Origin of the sequence: Streptomyces sp. Qhu_M48 (assembly GCF_051305195.1) — a bacterium.
GTDB lineage: Bacteria > Actinomycetota > Actinomycetes > Streptomycetales > Streptomycetaceae > Streptomyces.
The window spans coordinates 2,655,698-2,674,248 of record NZ_CP195432.1 but is presented as its reverse complement, the minus strand read 5'-3'; the positions used below and the strand labels follow the sequence as shown (position 1 = coordinate 2,674,248).

Sequence of the window (18,551 nt, the reverse complement as noted above, 5' to 3'; positions counted from 1 at the left end):
GCAGAACGAGACGCTAGAAGCCCTGGCACCCGGTGTCAACGGCCCACCGGGTGCACCGGGTCACTCCCCTCGCCCGGACCGGGAAGCGGGCGGACGCGCTCAGCGCACCAGCAGGCCGAGCAGCCGCTCCACCTCCGCCTCCGGGTCGGCGGTGAGCCCCGTGTGCACGGGCCCCGGCTGGACGACCGTGGAGCGCGGCGCGATCAGCCAGCGGAAGCGCCGCCCGGCGTCGTCCGGCGCGGCCTGGCCCGCGGCGTCACCCCCCAGGCAGACCCCTTCGACGGCACGCAGCGCCGCCCGGACGCCGGCCACGTCGGCGGCTGGGTCCAGCACCGACAGCTTGGCCTCGTCCAGATGCGTACGGGCCGCCACGAAGGAGCGGGCGCGGCAGTAGACGACCACCCCGGCGTTGAAGCACTCACCGCGCTCGACCCGCGGCACCACGCGCAGCAGCGCGTACTCGAAGACATCGCGGTCGGTCACGGGGTGCTGTCCTTCTCGGTGGAGTGCGGCCGGGGCGCGAGGCGCTCGGCGAGCCAGCCGGGCGGGCGCTGCGGCCTGTTCTCACGGCGCGGTCCGAGCGTGATCCGCTCGTGGATGGTGGCGGCGCGCGGCAGCAGCGCCTCGACGTACGCGGCGCGCAGCTCGTCCGTGGTGTCGAAGCCCGGCTCGTCGACGAGCCACTCGTCGGGTACCTCCGCGGCGACCTCGTCGAGCAGCTCGCGCGTGACGAGCGGCGCCAGTTCGGCGGCCGCGGCGGCGACGTCCGGGGCGAAGGGGGCGAGCGCGTGGTCGGACGCGTCGTACGGCTTGGCGGCGGAGGCCTGCGCGCCCGGCCAGTTGTGGTGCCAGATCATGGTGGCGCCGTGGTCGATGAGCCACAGGTCGCCGTGCCAGACGAGCATGTTCGGGTTCCGCCAGGAACGGTCGACGTTGTTGATGACCGCGTCGAACCAGACGACCTTGCCGGCCTCCACGGGGTCGACCTCGTACGCCAGCGGGTCGAAGCCCAGCGAGCCCGGCAGGAAGTCCATGCCCAGGTTGAGCCCGCCGCTCGCCTTGAGCAGCTCCTGCACCTCCTGGTCGGGCTCGGAGAGCCCGATGACGGGGTCGAGCTGGAGGGTGACGAGCTCCGGCACCCGCAGCCCCAGCCTGCGGGCGAGCTGCCCGCAGACGACCTCGGCGACCAGGGTCTTGCGGCCCTGGCCCGCGCCGGTGAACTTCATGACATATGTACCGAGATCGTCGGCCTCGACGATCCCGGGGAGCGATCCGCCCTCACGCAGAGGCGTGACATAGCGGGTCGCTACGACCTCTTGCAACACTTCGCAGGCCACCCATCTCTTCAACCTTGCAATCCACGGACAACTCATCCGGAGTGTGGAGGCGCAGTTCACCGGTCAACCGTGCTGGGGAGATTCTGGGGAGCTTCGGCCGGCGGGCCATTCATCCCCGCTCCCCCAAGCAGACCATCGATGGTGCCACGCCCCTTGCTGCCAGCTTCCGGCATGAAGTGAGCATAGTAACCGAGAGTGATCGCCGGTGAGGAGCGCCCGAGCTACTTAGCCGCCTACGCCGCCGCATAGCTTGCACGGAACAGGTCATGGGCACGCTCCAAGTCCCGTCCGGTACGCAGCCGCACCTCCAGGTCGCCCGTTCCGTGATGCCCCAGGTCCGCAACGTTCCTGCTTACGCTGGACCTTCGTGATCGCGTCGACGAGACCGAGCAGGATCTCGTCCGCCGCATTCGCCAGGGGAGTCCCGTTCGCGTCGAGTCCCAGCGAATCGATTTGGCCGGCATGAACCGGGCCCGTGCCGTACTCGGACGCCAGGAACCGGACCCCCAACAGCTCCAAGGGGGACCCACAGCGAAAAGCCGCCCCTCCAGCCGAATGTCATTCCGGTTGGAGGGGCGGCTCTCCGCTGCCCCCGGGTCAGGCGCCTTCTTGGAACGCACGACCCTTACCATGCGGGAGGCGAACGAAATCCCGGCCCGCCGGAGGTCATAGGGCCTCTTGGCGAAAAGCGCTTGGCGCAATGCCGAAGCGATCGATGTGGTTTCGCAGCGTGTGCACGAACGCCGGCGGTATCGGCACGGGACACGTAACCCTGACGGCCCGCCGCTTCAAGGAGTGCACTTCGTGGACCGAGCCATCGTCCGTCCACTCCTTGCCGGCTGCGACGACACCTCCACTCAGGTTGAGCATGCCCCAGCCGCTCTTTCTGTAGTGAGACGGAAGCAACAGAGCCCCCGGGCTGTCGGTGGTGTGCAACGCAATCGTCACCGCCGACATCCAGGGACTCTGTCACGCCACTACCCCAGTGGATCAGGTCTCACAGCCCCCCAGGGAAGGGATGGAACCTGTCACTGTGACCTGGCCTTACACCCGACGCCAAGTCAGGAACTCGTGCCGATCCCCCGCTGAAAGCCGTTCGCTGAACGGGTTCACCTTGCCAGTCAGGACCGCCACGCAGAACGACGCCATTCCGCCATCGAACACGGTCCAGCGGTTCATCCCGTACGGCGTCTGCCTCCGAAAGATGGCCACGCGCCAGTCCTCGGGAGCGCCCTCGCACAGCCAGAATGCCACATCGCTGCTCGCCGAGTCCGCGAAGGGCAGCAGTGACGGCAGCTCACTTCCAGGCAAGAGCGCAATGAGATGTTCACGGTCCGGGGGCGAGAGGACGGAATCTCTTCTGTCCAAGAGGTCTCCGTACGCCGACCCGGGGACGGGCGGCGTACTGATGGACAGGTACTCGTCGATCTCTCCACCTCCGTACGACTCGACGAACTCGCGGTAATCGACAGGAAACGTCAGACCTGCCGTCCGCTCAATTTCCTGCCAGTCGATCGAGTCGCCGCCGGAGACGGGCGGCGGGAGAACTTCACGCAGGCGCGCGACAGCGCGGTGAGGCATATCAGTTTTCCTTCGCGTGGTGGTGGAAGGCCATCTCATGGCTGCCCCGGGAGGGGCACGTCTCCACCGGTGCGGCTGTCGATCGCGGTGCCCAGGTTCTTCCAACCCCGGCCAGCAGTGTAAATCAGGTTGGATACTGCTGTGGCATCAGAGCCCACGTAGCGTCCCTTGCTGTCCCATGCCGTGTAGGACATGCGGAATTCGTAGGGCACAGTTCGGCCGTCTTTGTAGACCGGTGTCACCTTGTATCGCACGACATGCTTTGAATCAATGAGGGACCGGACTGTGTCCTCGAAGTTCAGCATGCTGTCCATGGGAGGAATCGGCGACTGGGGCTTGCCTACGTAGGAGTTCGCGTCAGTTCCACAGGTCGCAAGGTTGGCCAGGTCGGTCCCCGATCCGCTCAGCTGGGCGCCGAGGAGATGGCAGGCGTTGACGTCGCGGGGCCGACCTCCCAGATATCCGACGTAGGACCGGGCCCAGTCATACCCAGGTGGCTTGATTCCGGCACGAGTCTCGGTGGGGGTGCCGGGGTTGGCGGTTACATAGGAGAGATCGAGGCATGCCTCCACCCCGGTGGCTCGATTCCCGTTCTTGCTGTCGACAGGACTGGGATCGACCCAACCCTTGCCTCCACGCCTGCAGTCCTGCGCCCCGTCGTCACTGCCGCCTGACCCCGGATCCGCGCCGGGCGCGCCCTGCGTGTCCGGGACCTGGTCCGGGTTGAGGACCGTGTCGGCGCCGCCCGCCAGCATGGCGAGGAGGTTGGCGCCGCTGACGACCATGTCGACGGCCTGGGTGGCGTTCCAGACGGCCTGGGTCGGGTTCCAGTCCGGCTTGGGGATGTGCTTCGGTGCCGGCGGCGGGTTCTTGCCCGCGTAGGGGTTCTGCGGCGCTATCGGCCTGGGGGGTACGGTCGGGCGCTTCGGGCGGGTCAGCGTGGTGGTGCCGCCACGGTTTCGCCCGCCGCCCGAGTAGTTGTGGCTGCGGCTGGGCGTATCGCGGATTACCGTGCGCGTTTCGCCGCGCATGTCGATGAGCCGGCCGCTGCCCTTGTTGCGGTTGTACGCCCGGTCGCACATTTCACGCATGTAGGCGTTCGAGTAGCACATGTCCTGGCTGGTGACGCTGTGCTCCCCGTTGAGGAAGGCCTCCTTGAAGACGCAGAGGGGGCTCCCCTTCATGAGCCAGCCGAGCTTGGTCTTCGCCGGCTTGAAGCAATTGAGGATGGTGTGATGGCCCGACGGGTCGGTCCCGTTCATCGGGCCGGCGTTGGCGTACGTGTAGCGGTTGGCCTGGACCGAGGGGTTGGGGTCGAGCTGCCAGGTGTCGCGGCTGGTGAAGCCGCCGGTGCCGGGCTGGTACCAGCGGGCCGCCATGTTGACCTCGCCCGTGGCCGAGTCCGTCCAGCCCGACTGGTAGCCGACCGACGGGGTGGAGCCGTTGCTCGCGGTCACCTTGCCGTACGCGTCATAGGCACGGGACGAGGTGACCGACGTGCCGTCCGGAGACAGGCTGGCGACCAGGTCAGTGTGGCCGTCGGTGACGGCCAGGCCGGCCGACCCGGGCGTCCCGGTGGTGGCGCTGGCGAGCAGCGTGCCGCCGGGGGTGCGGCTGTAGGTGGACGTGCCGTCCTTGACCAGGTTGTTGGAGCCGCCGTCGTAGCTGAAGGCGGCGCCGTTGTGGGTCATGACCCGGTCGAGCGAGTCGTAGGTGAAGGTGCTGGTGCCGTTCGACACCGTTCGCTCGAAGGCGTCCGAGTTGATCGTGCGGGCCGGGCCGGCGGTGTCGGTGATGCCCTTGACGGTTCCGCGGGCGGAGTAGTCGAAGGTCTGGGTTCCCCAGGCCGTGACCCGGTTGCGGGAGTCGTAGGTGCCGGTGATGTCTCCCTTCTTGGTGAGGTTTCCGGCCTTGTCCCACTCGTAGCCGGTGGTGGTGCCCCCGCTGCTTTCGGAGGTCATTCGCCCGGCGAGGTCGTAGACGTACGTCTCCGCGCCCGCCCCGGCCGTGCCCGAGGTGGTCTTCTTGACCAGGCGGTCTTCGAGGTCGTACTCGTAGGCAGTGCCCTGTACCGCGGCACCCGTGCCGGTCTTCTTGACGCCGTCGTCCGCGAGGCGGCCGAGGGAGTCGTAGGTGTACGAGCGCTTCGCGCCGATCGTCCAGGTGCCGCCGGCCGTCGGGCGTGCGTACTCGTCGGCGGTCGGGCGTCCGGCCGCGTCGTAGTCGCTGCGCACCTGGGTGCCGGTGAGCGGGTCGGTCGTGGTGTCGAGACGTCCGGCCGTGTCGTAGGTGAAGGCCGTCGCGCCCGCCGCGTCGGTGCGGGAGGTCATCATGCCGTCTGCGTCGTACGCGTAGGACGAGGTGCCGCCCGGACCGTCCGTGGAGAGCAGCTGGCCGCGGTCGTTGTAGGTGTAGGTGTTGTTCGCCAGGACTCCGTCGCCGCCGACGCCGGTCAGCCGGCCGGCGAGGTCGTAGGACAGGGAACGGGGGCGGGTGGCCACGGAGGTCCCGGAGCCCGTCTCGGCAGTCATTCGGCCGAGCGCGTCGTACGTCTTCTGGCGCCTGACGTTGCCCGGCAGGAGCTCGGTGACGAGCTGACCGGCCGCGTCGTAGACGTTCGTCCAGGTGCGGACGTCGGGGTTCCAGTGCTGGGTGGTGGCCGGTTCGATCGTCGACTCAGGCAGGCCCCACCTGTTGAACGTGTAGTACGTGGCCTTGCCGCGGCCGTCGGTCAGGCGCGTGCGGTTGCCCGCCGCGTCGTAGCCGAAGGTCGTCGTGATCGAGTCCGTGGCCGTGCCTGTGACCGGTTCGACCTGCTTGGTGAGTTGGCCCAGCGCGTCGTACGTGTACGTCGTGCGCGCACCGCCGGGCGAGACAGACGCGGTGACATTGCCGTCGGCGTCGTACTCGGTGGTGGTCGTGCGCAGGGCGGTCGTGCCCGTGCCGTAGTCCGTCACGGACACCGGCTGACCCGCGAGGTCGTACGCGGTGACGGTCTTGCGGCCGGTCGCGTCCTTGCTCTCGGTCTGGCGGCCGAGGCCGTCGTAGACGGCGCTGCTGGTGCCGCCGGCGGGGTCGGTGACCGTCAGGGTCTGGCCGGCCTTGTCGTGGGTCGCGCTCGTAACCCGTCCGCCGGGCGTGGTCGAGGAGACCTGGTTGCCCGCGTCGTCCCAGGTGAAGCGGGAGACGAGGTTCTGCGGGGCGGGCTTGCGCTCGATGGTGGTGGCGGTGAGCTTGCGGCCCAGTTCGTCGTAGGTGGCTTCGGTGCGTGCTCCTGTCGGATCGGACGCGGAGAGCGGCAGACCGGTCGGGGTCCAGGTGTAGGCGGAGATTCCGCCGCCGGACAGGGCGGTGGAGGTCCCGTTGAAGTTCGCGGCGCCCGGGGCCGTCAGGCCCTGCGCACCGGCGATCGCCGGGTCGGTCTTGCTGACCAGCTGGCTCAGCTGGTCGTAGCCGTAGTACGTGACGCGGCCCAGCGGGTCGGTCGTGGAGGCCGTGTTGCCGACCTTGTCGTACGTCGTGCGCGAGACGGCGGTGATGGCTGCGGTCGCGCCCGGCGGGGTGTAGTCGGGCAGCGTGAGCGCGACGGTGCGGCCCAGCTTGTCGGTCTCGGTCCGGGTGATCAGGCCGCGCGGGTCACGCGACTCGGTGGTCTCGCCGAAGGTGTTGTAGCCGACGAGGGACTTGGGGGTGACGGCCGTGGCCGCACCGCCGTTCTCCTCGGCCTGCACCTGCGGCGCGGTCTGCTCGACCAGGCGGCCCAGCTCGTCGAACCGGCCCGTGCTGGTGATGCCGCGCGGGCTGGTCTGCGTGAGTGGGAGGCCCCGCTGGTCGAAGGTGGCGGAGGAGACCCGGGTGGTGGTGCCGTCGGTGACGGTCCGCTTCGTCGGGTTGCCCGCCGCGTCGTACTCGGTGGTCGAGGTGATCTTCTTGCCGGTGCGGTCGACGGACTGGGTCGACTCGGTGATCCGGTCCTCCGCGTCGTACGCGAAGGTGGCGACCCGGTTCAGGCCGGTCGGGTCGAACACCGAGCGGGTGGTGCGGCCCAGGGCGTCGAGCGTGTTCACGGTGGTGGCGCCACCGTTCGCGGTGGCCGACACCGGGTTGCCCGCGCCGTCGTACACGGTGGACTCGAGGACGATGTCCTTCTTCGAGCCGTCGGACTGGGTGACCTGCTTCGCCGTCGTCGTGGCCGTCAGGCCGTCGTCGTAGTAGGTGAAGGCGATCGTGGCGCCCATGGCGTCGGTGCTCGAGGCGAGCCGGCCGGCCGGGTCGTACGCCTTGGATCCCAGGACCAGGTCGCGGGTCTGGCCGGAGGGGTCGCCGGTCCAGTTCTTCAGGACGGTCTCGGCGACCTGGCCGCGCTTGGTGTACGAGGTCGTGACGACGTTGCCCGCGGGGTCCGCCGCGCTGATCACTCGGCCCAGGGCGTCGTGGGCGTACGTCGACTCGTTGCCGGCCGCATCCGTGACGCTGTCGTTGAGGCCGCGCGTGTTGTAGCGGTAGGTGGTGGTACGGGTGGCGTCGCCGCCGGTGGTGTCCTCCATGGATTCGGTGAGCAGGTGGCCGTCCGCGTCGTACGTGCGGCTGATCCTGGCTGTGTGGGTGACGCCGGTGATCTCGTTCTTGACGCCGGGGCCGGTCTCCGCGGTGACGCGGGACATGGCGTTGTAGGCGTACGTCGTGGTGACGCCGGCGGGGTTGGCGTCGGAGACCTGGGTCTCGGTCAGCTTCCGGCCGATGCCGTCGTAGGTGTACGTCGTGACCGCGCCGGAGGGCGCCGTCGTCCTGGCCAGGTCACCGCTCTCGAAGTACGCGTACGAGACGGTGGCGCCGCCGGTGGACTTCTTCGTGGCGACCAGGCCCTTCGGCGTCACTCCGCCACCGACCGCGAGCTCGGTGCCCGTGGTATAGGTGGTCCTCGCCGTACGGCCATCGACCGAGGTGACCGTGTCGGTCAGGCCGAGGTCCGTGTAGGAGGTCGTCGTCCGGTAGCGGGTGTCTGCCGGCCCCGAGGAGCGGCCATCGAGGATCGCGGTCTGCTTGCCGTTGCGCAGGTCCAGCTTGTCCGCGGGGTTGTTGTAGTACTCCGCGAAGGAGGTCCAGCAGGAGTTGGCGTCCCGGCAGGTCGTGGTCGAGACGGTGTTGCCGCGCTCGTCGTGACCGGTGATGGTCGCGTGACCGTTGGGGTCGGTGACCGTGTGCAGGAAGCCGCCGGTGTCGTACGCGTACGTGGTGACACCGCCGTCCGCGTTCGTCGAGGCGGTACGACGCTGGCCGCGGACCGCGTCGAAGGTGCTGGACGTCTTCGCGCCCGTCGGGTCGGTGACCGTCACCGTCGCCGACAGCGAGGAACCCGAGGCCTGGGCGCGGGCGCCGTAGTGGCGCGCGACCTGGTCACCGGTCAGGGCGCGCGGGTAGACCGCGACCTCGTCGATCTGGCCGGTGAAGTACTGCACGCCGTCGCCCGGGGACGCAGGCCACCACCTGGTGTAGCCGGCGCCGATGTACGTGCGCTGGTTGTTCTCGTGGGTTACCGGCACGGTGGTGGTCTGGGCGACCTGGGCGCCGTCGAGGTACAGCGTGTGAGTGGCCCCCTGCGCCGTCACCACGGCGTGGTGCCACTCGTTGTCCGTGACCGTGTTCGGCGAGGTGTTGGTCGCTTCGGTACCTCGGGTGAAGTACTGGCCGTGCAGCTTGTTGTCCGAGCCGACGTACAGGACCGGCGCGTAGCTGTAGGCGTCCGGGAGCGGCTTCTCCTGGTCGCTGAAGAGCACGCCGGGCTTGGTGGTCTTGAACCACAGCTCGGTCGACAGGTCGGTGCTCGCCTGATGGCCGCCGGGCAGCTCGGCCCACCCGTCGCCCTTGAACTCGGCGGCGGTACCGTCGCCTGTGCCGAACGCGCCGGAGTTGCCCAGCGTCGCTTTGGTGTAGGTCCCGTTGACACCGGCCGCGGCGACCTTGTTGACGACGGTCGTGCCGCCGGTCTCGTCCAGCTGCCAGTAGCCGGCAGGGGCGTCCGCCATCACGACGCCCTCGTACTGGTCGCCGTTGCCGGACACCAGGCGGTTGCGGGCCTTGAAGTGGTCCGCGACGGTCGCCGCGTCCAGCTCCTTCGTGTAGAAGGCGGCCTCGTCGAGCTGGCCGTTGAAGTAGCGGGTCGCACGGGCCTGGCCGTCCCACTCCTCGCTGGAGTAGCCGGCGCCCAGGTAGGCGTGGACCAGGGTCTCCGGCTTGACCACGCCGGCCTTGGAGCCGATCTTGACGCCGTCGAGGTACAACGACTGACCGGCGGGACCGCCGGTGATGACGGCGTGGTGCCACTTGTTGTCGGTGACCTTGGCGCCACCCATGACCGGCCAGCCCGCGGAGGGGCCGTCCCACAGGTGGCCGCGCAGCTTGCCCTCGCCGTCGACGAGGAGGCTGGCGTTCCACATCGTCGGGGTGGTGCCCAGCTCGGTGTTCTGCAGACCCAGCAGCACACCGCTGGGCTTGTCCGTGCGGAACCACAGCTCCGCGGAGAATGCGGTGGCTTCACTGATCGACTCGGACGGTACTTCGATGACGCCCTTGGTCCCGTCGAGGGTGACCGCGCCGTCGTCGCCGTCGAGGAACGCCCCGACGCCGCCGAGCGCGACACCGTCCCGGTAAGAGCCGTTGCCGCCGCCGGATATCTCGTCCGCCGCCGAGGCACCGCCGCTGTCACCGAGGCGCCAGTAGTTGACCGGGCCCGATGCCCGGACGGCGTCGCTGTAGGCCTGCGAGCCGGCGGCGTAGCGGGGCTCGGATATCTGCCAGAGGCCACCGCTCTCGTCGGTGACCTTCGTCGCGCGGCCGGTGTCGCCGTCGTACTCGACCTGGGCGCTCACCCGGCCCGACGGCAGGGTGGAACCGGTCAGCTTCGACGATCCCGCACGAGCCTCGAAACGGGCCTTGACCGCCCCGGCGTCGAGGGCGCGGTGGTAGACCGCGACCTCGTCCATGGCACCGGTGAAGCGGCGTACCCCCGCGGGGCCGCCGTCCCAGCTCGGGTTGGAGTAGCCGGCACCCAGGTAGGTGTAGGTCTTGCCGAAGTGGTCGACCACTCCGGGGATGGCGCCCAGGCGCGCGCCGTCGAGGTAGAGGACCTGCTCGGTGCCCGTGGCGGTCAGGACGGCGTGGTGCCACGCGTTGTCGGTGACCGTGCCGGGCGAGGTGACGGGGGTGGTCCCCATGCCCTTGAGCTCGAAGCCGCCGTGCAGCTTGCCCGCCTGGTTGATGCCCAGGACCGGGTTCCAGCGGATCGGCTGGCCTTCCGACAGTCGCTTGTCCTGGAAGCCGACGAGTGTCCCCGCCCGGTCCGTCTTGAACCACAGCTCGACCGAGAGGACGGTCGAGGCGGACAGGGAGGTCCCCGGCAGCTCGATGGAGGAGTTGGTGCCGTCGAAGGAGGCCGCCTTGTTGCCGGTCGCGCCCAGCGCGCCCGCGGCCCCGAGGGTGACGTCGCGGTAGTGGCCGGCGTTCATGCCCGTGCGGGAGACCGCCTCGCTGGCCGCGGACTCGCCCTCGGCCTCGTTCAGCCGCCAGTACCCGACCGGGCCCGCGTCCTGCACCAGGCCCCGGTAGTACGAGCCGGCCGTGTACGCGTAGGTGGAACACGCGGTGGCGGAGTCCGGCGGGCAGACCTTCACCAGGCGGTCGCCGTCGTAGGTGTACGACCAGGTGAGCGCCGGAGCGATCGGGCCGACCGCGTCGGTGGACACCGACGCGACGTGCGCGCCCGACCAGGTGAAGGTCAGCGCCCGCTTCGACAGCGCGTCCGTGGCCTTCGTCAGCTTCCCAGCCGTGTAGGTGAGCGTCTGCTCGCGCCCGTGGCCGTCCCTGACGTTCGTCAGGCGGCCCGTCGCGTCGAAGGTGTGAACCGTGGCCGCCGCGTCGCGCAGCGTCCAGCCGCCGCCGGCAACCTCCGAGAGGACATCTACGGAACCGGCCGGCGCGCTGTAGGTGCCATCGGCGTTGCGGCCGAACCGGACCTGGCTGCCGCTGTCGAGGGTGACGACGACGCTGCCGTCGGGCTCGGCGACCGCCCGCATGTCCCAGCGGGTGGCCCAGCCGGCGCCGAAGGCGTTCGTCTGGCGCGGGTCCTGCGAGTTGTACGTCCGCGTGACCGCGAGCTCGGGGCCCGCGCTCGGTACGGCTGCGTCGGTAGCGGCGGTGGCGTAGTTACCGGCCCGCTCGCCGAAGGTGCGGCCGCTGTCGGCGCCGCCGAGGTGAGAAGTGATGACGGGTTGCGGTACCTGGGTGGTCAGGATCGACGGTGCGGTGCGCGAGGACTGGTCCTTGCCGTCGTTCGCGTAGGCATACCAGGTGTACGTCTTCGCCCACTTCAGCCAGTCCGACGGAACGGTCCAGCTCTCTGACGCGGCGTGCGTGTTGCCCCGGCAGTTCTTGCGGAGGTCCTTGCCCTCGACCTCGCAGACCTCAAACTGGTAGGTCAGCGCGCCAGGGGACTTGTCCTGGTCGGTGGCCGTGGCCCAGAGCGTCGGGGTGAGGGTGTCGACGACGGTGCCGCTCGGCGGAGCTGCGCCGGTGATGTACGGCGGGGCGTTGACTGCGTCGAAACGCACGGTCGGGCCCGGCACTCCGTCGTCGACGAAGCTGCGGACGCCGTACTCGTCCATGGTCCACTGGAGCGTGTACGTGCCGGGTGCCAGCGGGGCGATGTGCGCGTCGACGGTGGCGGAGCCTCCGGGCCCGACGTCGTAGGGCATGTCCGTCCACCGGATCTTGCTCCAGTAGTCACCGCCCACCTTGATGCCGTTGGCGTCGAACAGGTCGTAGCGCAGCTTGAAGTTGCTGTTCCTGCCCCAGGTCTGCTGGCCCTGGTTGGTGACGGTGACCTTGAAGATGCCGTCGGCAGTGGCCGTCGGGGGCTGGACGAAGCCGCCCAGCTCGTACGCGGCCCCGTACTTCGACCAGGTCACGTCGAGGCTGGGCTTGCCGTTCGGGTAGTTGTCGGAGCCGAACTTCTTCCAGGTCCTGGAGTCGTCCGTGGCCGCCTTCACGGCCAGGCCGTAGTTGGCCTTGCGGCCGTGCGTCCAGTCGTTGACCAGTTTGCGGCCGGCGTCGCCGAGCGGGATCGACTCCCACGTGGCGGCGCCGCAGTGCCAGGGGGAGTTGCCGTCCTGGCGCCAGGCGTGCGCGAAGGACTTGGAGCCCAGCGCGCCGCCGGTCGCGGGGCCGGGGTAGCTGTTGGTGCTGCCCTCGGACCAGTTGGAGGTGATCTCGTGGACCGTCACGGGGCGTGCGGTGCAGGAGTAGGAGTAGGTGTTGTAGAGGCTCAGGTTCGCGTTGATGACGAACGCGTTCCTGAGGGTGGTGTCCAGGCCGTTGAACTTCAGGAACGAGGCCGCCTTGTGGGCGCCGCCGTCGTACGTTCCGACCTTGAGCTCGGTGGAGCCGGAGAAGTTCTGAGTGTACGGCGACTCGACGTACGTGCCGGAGGCCGCCTCCAGGCCGTTCACCGAGGGGTCGACCTTTACGGGGAAGACCCGCTCGGGGGCCGACAGCCACTTCTGGTCCAGCTTGACGACCAGGATCTGGCGGGCGCCTTGCCGCGCGAGACCGTAGGTGACGCCGGAGGAGATGACGCCCTCGTCGGAGTTCGGCGCCTTCTTGGAGTCTTCCATCCAGCCGGCCGGCATCCAGCCCTGCTGACGGCCCGCCGCGTCGTTGAAGACGACGCCGCCGAGGCCGTCGAGCTTGGCCGTCAGGCCCTTGAGGGCCAGCGGGAAGCGCCATTCGGTCGGCGCGTTCTTGTCCTTGAGGATCAGCGTCTCCTTGACGGAGTCGCTTCCTGCGATCAGTTCCACGTCCGTCGAAGGACGGACGTCCGGGTAGGTGATCACGTTGCCGTTGACACGGCCCTGCGAGCGGGCCGCACCCTCGATCGAGTAGCCGATCGCGGTGCTGTCGTCGATGCCGGTACCCAGGCGGACAAACGTTTCCGCATCGGCGAACTCGGAGAAGTAGATCTCGTCCTCGGTCGACTTGGCCTGCCAGCCGGATCCCGGAGTCTCCTCCGTCAGCGCCAGTGGCGACGACTTCGCCAGCCGGGTGTCGATCGCCTTCCACTTGCCGTCGTCACCGAGGAAGTTGACCGGCTCGTTGTAGTAGCGGGTCGTGAAGGTGCCGTCCGGGTTGACGAACGTCCGCGCATCGGCAGCCCGCTTGCCGGGCACCTCCGAACTGGCCTTGGGGTCGAACCCCTTGGGCGCGGCCCGGCGTGGCGACGGGACCTTGCGGTAGGAAGGCACCTGAGTCTTGGGCGCTTTACCCAGCTTCAGCCGGGTGGTGCCGAAGTCCGGCGCGAGTTCGCCGCGCCCCTTCAGGGCGCCGGTGCGGCCGCCGGACGCGTCCGCGTCGGTGGCATCGCCGGAGGCGGCGTGGCCGCGCCCGCGGGCCGACCCCCAGCCCTGTTCAGGGATTTCACCGGCACCTGGGCCGGATCTGGAAGCAGACCACAGGCCGACGGCCTGCGCTGCTTGTTCCGTGCCCGCGAGCACGGTCATGGTGATCGCCATGGATATGACGAGTGTTCGGGTGATATGCACCGTTGTGGCCCCCGCAGAATTGATCAGCGGAGCAGTCCTATCCTGGCTCACAGGAAATGCACAAACTCCGCCCGAGACCCGATGAACTGGACCCCAGGCCGGGAGTGCGGCCAAACGCTCATGTCGTGATGGATTCATCGAACTCACCGCCGACGACGACGGCCGGACCCATGACGAAGGTCACCCCGGCCCTGCGGGATCGACGGGTTTGCCGTGGCCGTGCGCGTGCCGCCCACGAGCTCACCGGGCTGTTCGTCGAGCTCTCAGGTCAACCGTTCAGGGGCGGATGACGTCGCCCCGTAGGTGGAGTCCGGCCTCGTAGTCAGCTGCCCCCGAGCACGCCTGGCGAGGTGGACGTTCTCCGCCGGATGGGGGCGAGAGACGCTGGTGATCACGCTCGTTGAGCCCGAGCAGGTGGCTGAGATCGGCGGAGACACGGCTGTGGAAGAGGGCCGCTGGAGACATGCCGTCCTCATTCATGCGACGGGTCCAATAGGGCGACGACGGCGGACCCCGCCGCTGGTGCCATACCGCAGAAACTCCTGTCGCGGCCCGCTGGTGGGAGAAGCGCAGGTTCAGGCGTGGGTGAAGCTGCGCTGCCAGGCCGTGTCGATCTCGGCCAAGCCGGGCTCCGGTGGCGTGCCCCGCGCGGCGGCGTGCCGCCGGCGGGCCCGCCACCCGAGGCGGGCCGCGGAGCCGTCTCCTGCCGCTGCCCCAAAGTTTCGGGCAGCGCCCCTTCAGCTGCGCGGCGGGCGCGCTCACGCCCTCCACATCGGCATGTGGCTGTTCATGGCCGGATTCGGGGCCCATGCAGGGTGCTGTGATGAGGCCCCGACAGCGGGCCAGGCTTCTACTGGCCCCGCCGGGCAGTCACTCACCGTACTCAAGGAGGTGCTTGCTATGGGCTGGCCTCCTCGCCACACAGCCCGCCGCAGGAGCTCCTCCTGGGGAGAATCTGGGGAGTATCGACGGCTCTGGGGAGCGCGTGGGGAGAATCGACCGCGCAACGCAGCACAACCCTGAAAGACGCTGAAAGACTCATCCGCCCAGGCCAGGGGCGTGTGCCGCCGCATCGATGCAGGTCAGCGCCACCAGGTAGACAACTTCATGACATACGTGCCGAGGTCGTCGGCCTCCACGATCCCGGGGAGCGATCCGCCCTCACGCAGGGGCGTGACGTAGCGGGTCGCTGTCACTTCTGTAAGCATCCGCCCAGGCTATCCGCCGATCGGGCCGTGGAGCGGCGGGGATCTCCCTGATCGCCGGCCGGTACCGCCGCGGCCCCCGCGTCCGCCGAGTGCCCCGATCAGTCCGCCGAGGGGCCGAGCCCGCCGCGTCAGCGTCGAGCGCGGCGGCGCCGTCGGCGACGGGCAGGTCCAGCCCCCGCGCCCGGTGCTTCTCGACCCAGCGGGCCGCGGCCGTCTTCCGGCCGGAGAAGGAGAAGGCGTGCACTTCACTCGCGGTGGCAATACGAGTGCGAGAGGGTGAGGGGCGGGGACGAGGCCCGCTCAGTCGGCGGCGAGCAGGCCGCGCAGCGTGTGATAGGGGTCGGTGAGGGTGGCGAGGACGTAGCTCTCGTCGTACGCGGCGTCGCCGATCCGGCGCCGTGCGGTGCTTTCGGAGAGCGCGCGCAGGGGTTCCAGCTCCGGCGTCCCCCGCTGGGGGTGCCCGACCATGTCCCAGAACGCCTGCCCGGCCCCGTAGGCCGTGGCGGACCGCTCGGCCTCGTCGAGCGCCGCCAGCGCGGCGGCGAGGAGGTCGAGACCCAGACCGAGCCCGAAGGCGTCGCCGATCGCCTGCTTGTCCCGCAGCATGGCGCGGGCGTGCGCGGCGGCGTCCGCCGACCGGTCCTCATGGAGGGCCATCACCGCGAGTTGGTACTCGGTGTAGGACCGGGTCCAGTGCTCCCCGGCCGCGACGGACTCCGCCCGCAGGTCCTCCGCCGCGGCCCGAGCCCGGAGCAGGGAACCGGACGCGGTCAGGGCGAACACGCGCACCAGTCGGCACCGCGCCACGGCGGGTGAGGCGCCGAGCGGCCTCGCCAACGCCCGTTCCGCCGTGTCGAGGGCGCGCAGCGGTTCGCCGCGCAGCAGCATCACCAGGCCCCGCAGGTACGCGGCGTCCGCGATCAGCCCGTCGTCCGCGGCGAGCAGCGCCGCCCGCCGCGCCCGCTCGCCCAGGCGGTCCGCCGCCTCGTACTCGCCGCGCAGGCAGCGCACCACGCCGAGCGCCCAGCAGGCCTTCGCCACCACGGCGGCGGGCTCGGCGGTCAGCCGCGCGCACTCCTCCAGATAGTGCCCGGCCTCGTGCAGATGGCCGCAGCACGCCCAGAAGAAGCCCAGGCTCCCCGCCATGGCCGCCGCCCGGCCCGGGTCCGTGGCCAGCAGATGCTCAAGGGCTGCGCAGAGGTCTCCGTGACAGGAGGCGATCCGCGCGTACGCGGCGGCCTGGCCGGGTCCCCACCAGGCGCCCTCGGCGGAGACGACCACCTCGTGGAAGTACCGTGCGTGGCGGTCGGCCGTCGCGGCCGTCTCGCCGAGCTCGTCGAGCCACATCGCCCCGTACTCGCGGACGGTGTCCAGCATCCGCAGCCTGCCGTCGTGCAGTGTGAGTAGACTTCTGCGCCGCAGTCCGTCGAGGGCCTCCACCACGACCTCGTCGGTGAGGGGACCGCCGCGGCACACCCGTACGACGTCCGCCACGGACGCGTCGGAGCGGAACACCGAAAGCCGTGCCCACAGCAGCCGTTCCCGGGGCTCGCACAGTTCGTGGCTCCAGCCGATGGTGGTGCGCAGCGCCCGGTGGCGGGACGGCTGGAGCGTGCTGTCGGCGGGCTCGGCGAGCCCGAGCCGGTCGCGCAGCAGCAGGGCCATGTCCCGGACGGGCTGGTCCGGGAGGTGTGCGGCCGCCAGTTCCAGCGCCAGCGGAATCCCTTCGAGCCGTTGGCACACCTCGGCCGCCGCCACCTGGTCCTCCGCGCTCCCCCACGAGACGCCGGCGGCGGCCGCCCGCTCGGTGAAGAGGTCCAGGGCGTCCGTGTCCGGCGGGAGGGGTGCCACGGGGAACAGCAACTCGCCGGCCACGCCCAGCTGTTCGCGGCTGGTCGCGAGCACCACGAGCCCGGGGCAGCGCCCGAGCAGGGCTTCCACCAGCTCGGCGCATTCGGCGACGAGGTGCTCGCAGGAGTCCAGGATCAACAGGACGCGACGCTGTCCGATCCATGCGCCGAGCGCGTCGACGGGCTCCCGCGAGGAGTGGTCGGACAGACCGCAGGCGTCGGCGACCAGCGTGGTCAGGAGCGCTCTGCTCCCCAGCGACCACAGCGGGCACCAGTGCACGGTCTCGAAGGAGTCGACCGCCGGACCGTCAGCGGCCCGGGCCGCGAGCCGGGACTTGCCGACGCCCCCCACTCCGACCAGCGTCACCAGCCGGTGATGCCCCAACCGCGCGACGACGTCCGCGACTTCACTGTGCCGTCCCACGAACGGCCCGCGCTCCGGCGGCATCCAACTCTGCACACCTGTCATTGTGCGTGCGCGGAAAGGGTGTTCAGGACGGGACCCCCGCCCCCGACGACCGGTGGGGCGCCCCGCCCCCGTTGGGAGCCCCGACCCGACGACCGGTGGAAGCCGCGGCTCACGTCCCGATCGGGATCAGGCCGAGGGGCTCGCTGGTGGGCTGATCGGAGCCGCCCGCGGGTTCGACCGTGATGCCGACGGCGACGGCGTCCCCCAGGGGGCCTTCCAGGAGCCGGGTCGACTCCTCGCCGCTGCCCGGCAGCAGGCCGGCGGGGCGGAGGTCGCCCGCGGCGGCGGCGTACCAGAGTTCGTACACCTGGTCGCCGGTGAGGGCCGGCAGGCTGCGGGCCGTGAAGACCGCCCGGTCCTCGCCCCGGGAGACGACGACGGCGACGGTCGCCCCGTCGGACAGCTTCTCCGTGTGGAGTGCCGCGTCGGGTGCCGTGAGCACGTCGGCGACGGCCGTGCCGTCGTCACGCGCCCGCTCTTCGGCCTGTACGGCCCTGGCCCGGGCGTCCTCGGCCTCGGAGTGCTGCCACAGGGCGATGCCGCCGAGCGCGGCGGCCGCGGCCAGGGACGCGGCGAGGGCCATGCTCGCCACCCGGCGGCGCCCCCGGGGCTGCGGGAGGCGGGCCTGCGACAGGTGGGGCCGCGGCGGGCGGATGTCGTGGTCCTGGGGAGTGGCCCTGATGCGGTCCAGCGTCCGCTGCCGCAGTTCGGGGGGCGCGGTGACGCTCTCGGCGGCCGCGAGCCGGGCCGTCGTGCCCCGGAGTTCGTCGACCTCGCGGCGGCACTCCTCGCAGCCCGCGAGATGGTTCTCGAACGCGGCTTCCTCGGCCGGGGGGAGTGCGTGCAGGACGTACGCGCCGACGGCCTCGTGCGGGTTCTCGGCAGGCGTCATGATCCGCCCTCCAGACAGGCGCGGAGCTGTCGCAGGCCCGCGCGCATCCTCGACTTCACCGTACCCGCGGGGGTCGACAGGGACCGGGCGACCTCGAGATAGGTCAGTCCCTCGTAGTAGGCGAGCACCAGCGGTACCCGGTTCAGCCGGCCGAGCCGGCCCAGGCAGCGGTACACCCGTCGACGCTCGTCCCGGCCCTCCACGGTCTCGGCGACCTCGTCGAAGGCGCGTCGGGGGGACAGCATCGCGGCGCGCTGCTCGCGCTCCGTGCTCGCCTGCGCGGCGCGGACCCGGTCGACGGCCCGCCGGTGGGCGAGCGTGAGGACCCATGTCCTGGCCGTGCCCCGCTCGGGCCGATAGCGGTCGGCGGTGCGCCAGACCTCGATCATGACGTCCTGGGTCACCTCCTCCGCCAACGCGGTGTTGCGCAGGATCCGGCACGTCAGCCCCATCACCGAACCGACCAGCGCGTCGTACACGCCGGCGAACGCCTCGTGATCGCCCTCGGCGGAGCGGATCAGCAGCTCCTCCACGGCTGTGTGGTGCCCGTTTCCCTGCGGCAAGCGCTGCTCACCGTCCTCTGCTTCAGCCGGCCGCCACGCCTGCGGCGCGGACCTGGTGC

7 protein-coding genes and 1 pseudogene are annotated in these 18,551 nt (G+C 70.4%); all 8 read right to left on the bottom strand.

Annotated features, from left to right (window positions below; genetic code table 11):
- Positions 1 to 99: 99 nt before the first annotated feature.
- The 8 genes and pseudogenes from ACRRSS_RS12390 to sigK all read right to left on the bottom strand — a co-directional run bounded on the left by ACRRSS_RS12390 (position 100) and on the right by sigK (position 18,492).
- Complete coding sequence (locus ACRRSS_RS12390; protein ID WP_351898051.1) at positions 100 to 483, bottom strand: DUF3037 domain-containing protein; 384 nt, start codon at positions 481 to 483, stop codon at positions 100 to 102.
- Positions 480 to 1,322 (bottom strand): HipA family kinase, encoded by an 843-nt coding sequence (locus ACRRSS_RS12385; RefSeq protein ID WP_435975309.1) that lies wholly within the window; start codon positions 1,320 to 1,322, stop codon positions 480 to 482. Before ACRRSS_RS12385 ends, ACRRSS_RS12390 begins: the two co-directional genes overlap by 4 nt.
- A 1,059-nt stretch (positions 1,323 to 2,381) precedes the next feature.
- On the bottom strand, positions 2,382 to 2,918 hold the full coding sequence (locus tag ACRRSS_RS12380; protein WP_435971250.1) for an SMI1/KNR4 family protein: 537 nt from the start codon (positions 2,916 to 2,918) through the stop codon (positions 2,382 to 2,384).
- A 35-nt stretch (positions 2,919 to 2,953) separates the two neighbouring features.
- A complete protein-coding gene (locus ACRRSS_RS12375; RefSeq protein WP_435971249.1) occupies positions 2,954 to 13,480 on the bottom strand; it encodes a LamG-like jellyroll fold domain-containing protein in 10,527 nt (3,508 codons plus the stop codon).
- Between the two features lie 1,127 nt (positions 13,481 to 14,607).
- A pseudogene (locus tag ACRRSS_RS12370) lies at positions 14,608 to 14,718 on the bottom strand (HipA family kinase); the annotation flags it as partial.
- Between the two features lie 300 nt (positions 14,719 to 15,018).
- On the bottom strand, positions 15,019 to 17,037 hold the full coding sequence (locus ACRRSS_RS12365) for an ATP-binding protein (RefSeq protein WP_435971248.1): 2,019 nt from the start codon (positions 17,035 to 17,037) through the stop codon (positions 15,019 to 15,021).
- A gap of 109 nt (positions 17,038 to 17,146) precedes the next feature.
- A complete protein-coding gene (locus ACRRSS_RS12360; RefSeq protein WP_435971247.1) occupies positions 17,147 to 17,929 on the bottom strand; it encodes an anti-sigma factor in 783 nt (260 codons plus the stop codon).
- Positions 17,926 to 18,492 (bottom strand): ECF RNA polymerase sigma factor SigK, encoded by a 567-nt coding sequence (gene sigK, locus ACRRSS_RS12355; protein WP_435971246.1) that lies wholly within the window; start codon positions 18,490 to 18,492, stop codon positions 17,926 to 17,928. The genes ACRRSS_RS12360 and sigK overlap by 4 nt, the downstream gene beginning before the upstream one ends.
- Positions 18,493 to 18,551: the final 59 nt, after the last annotated feature.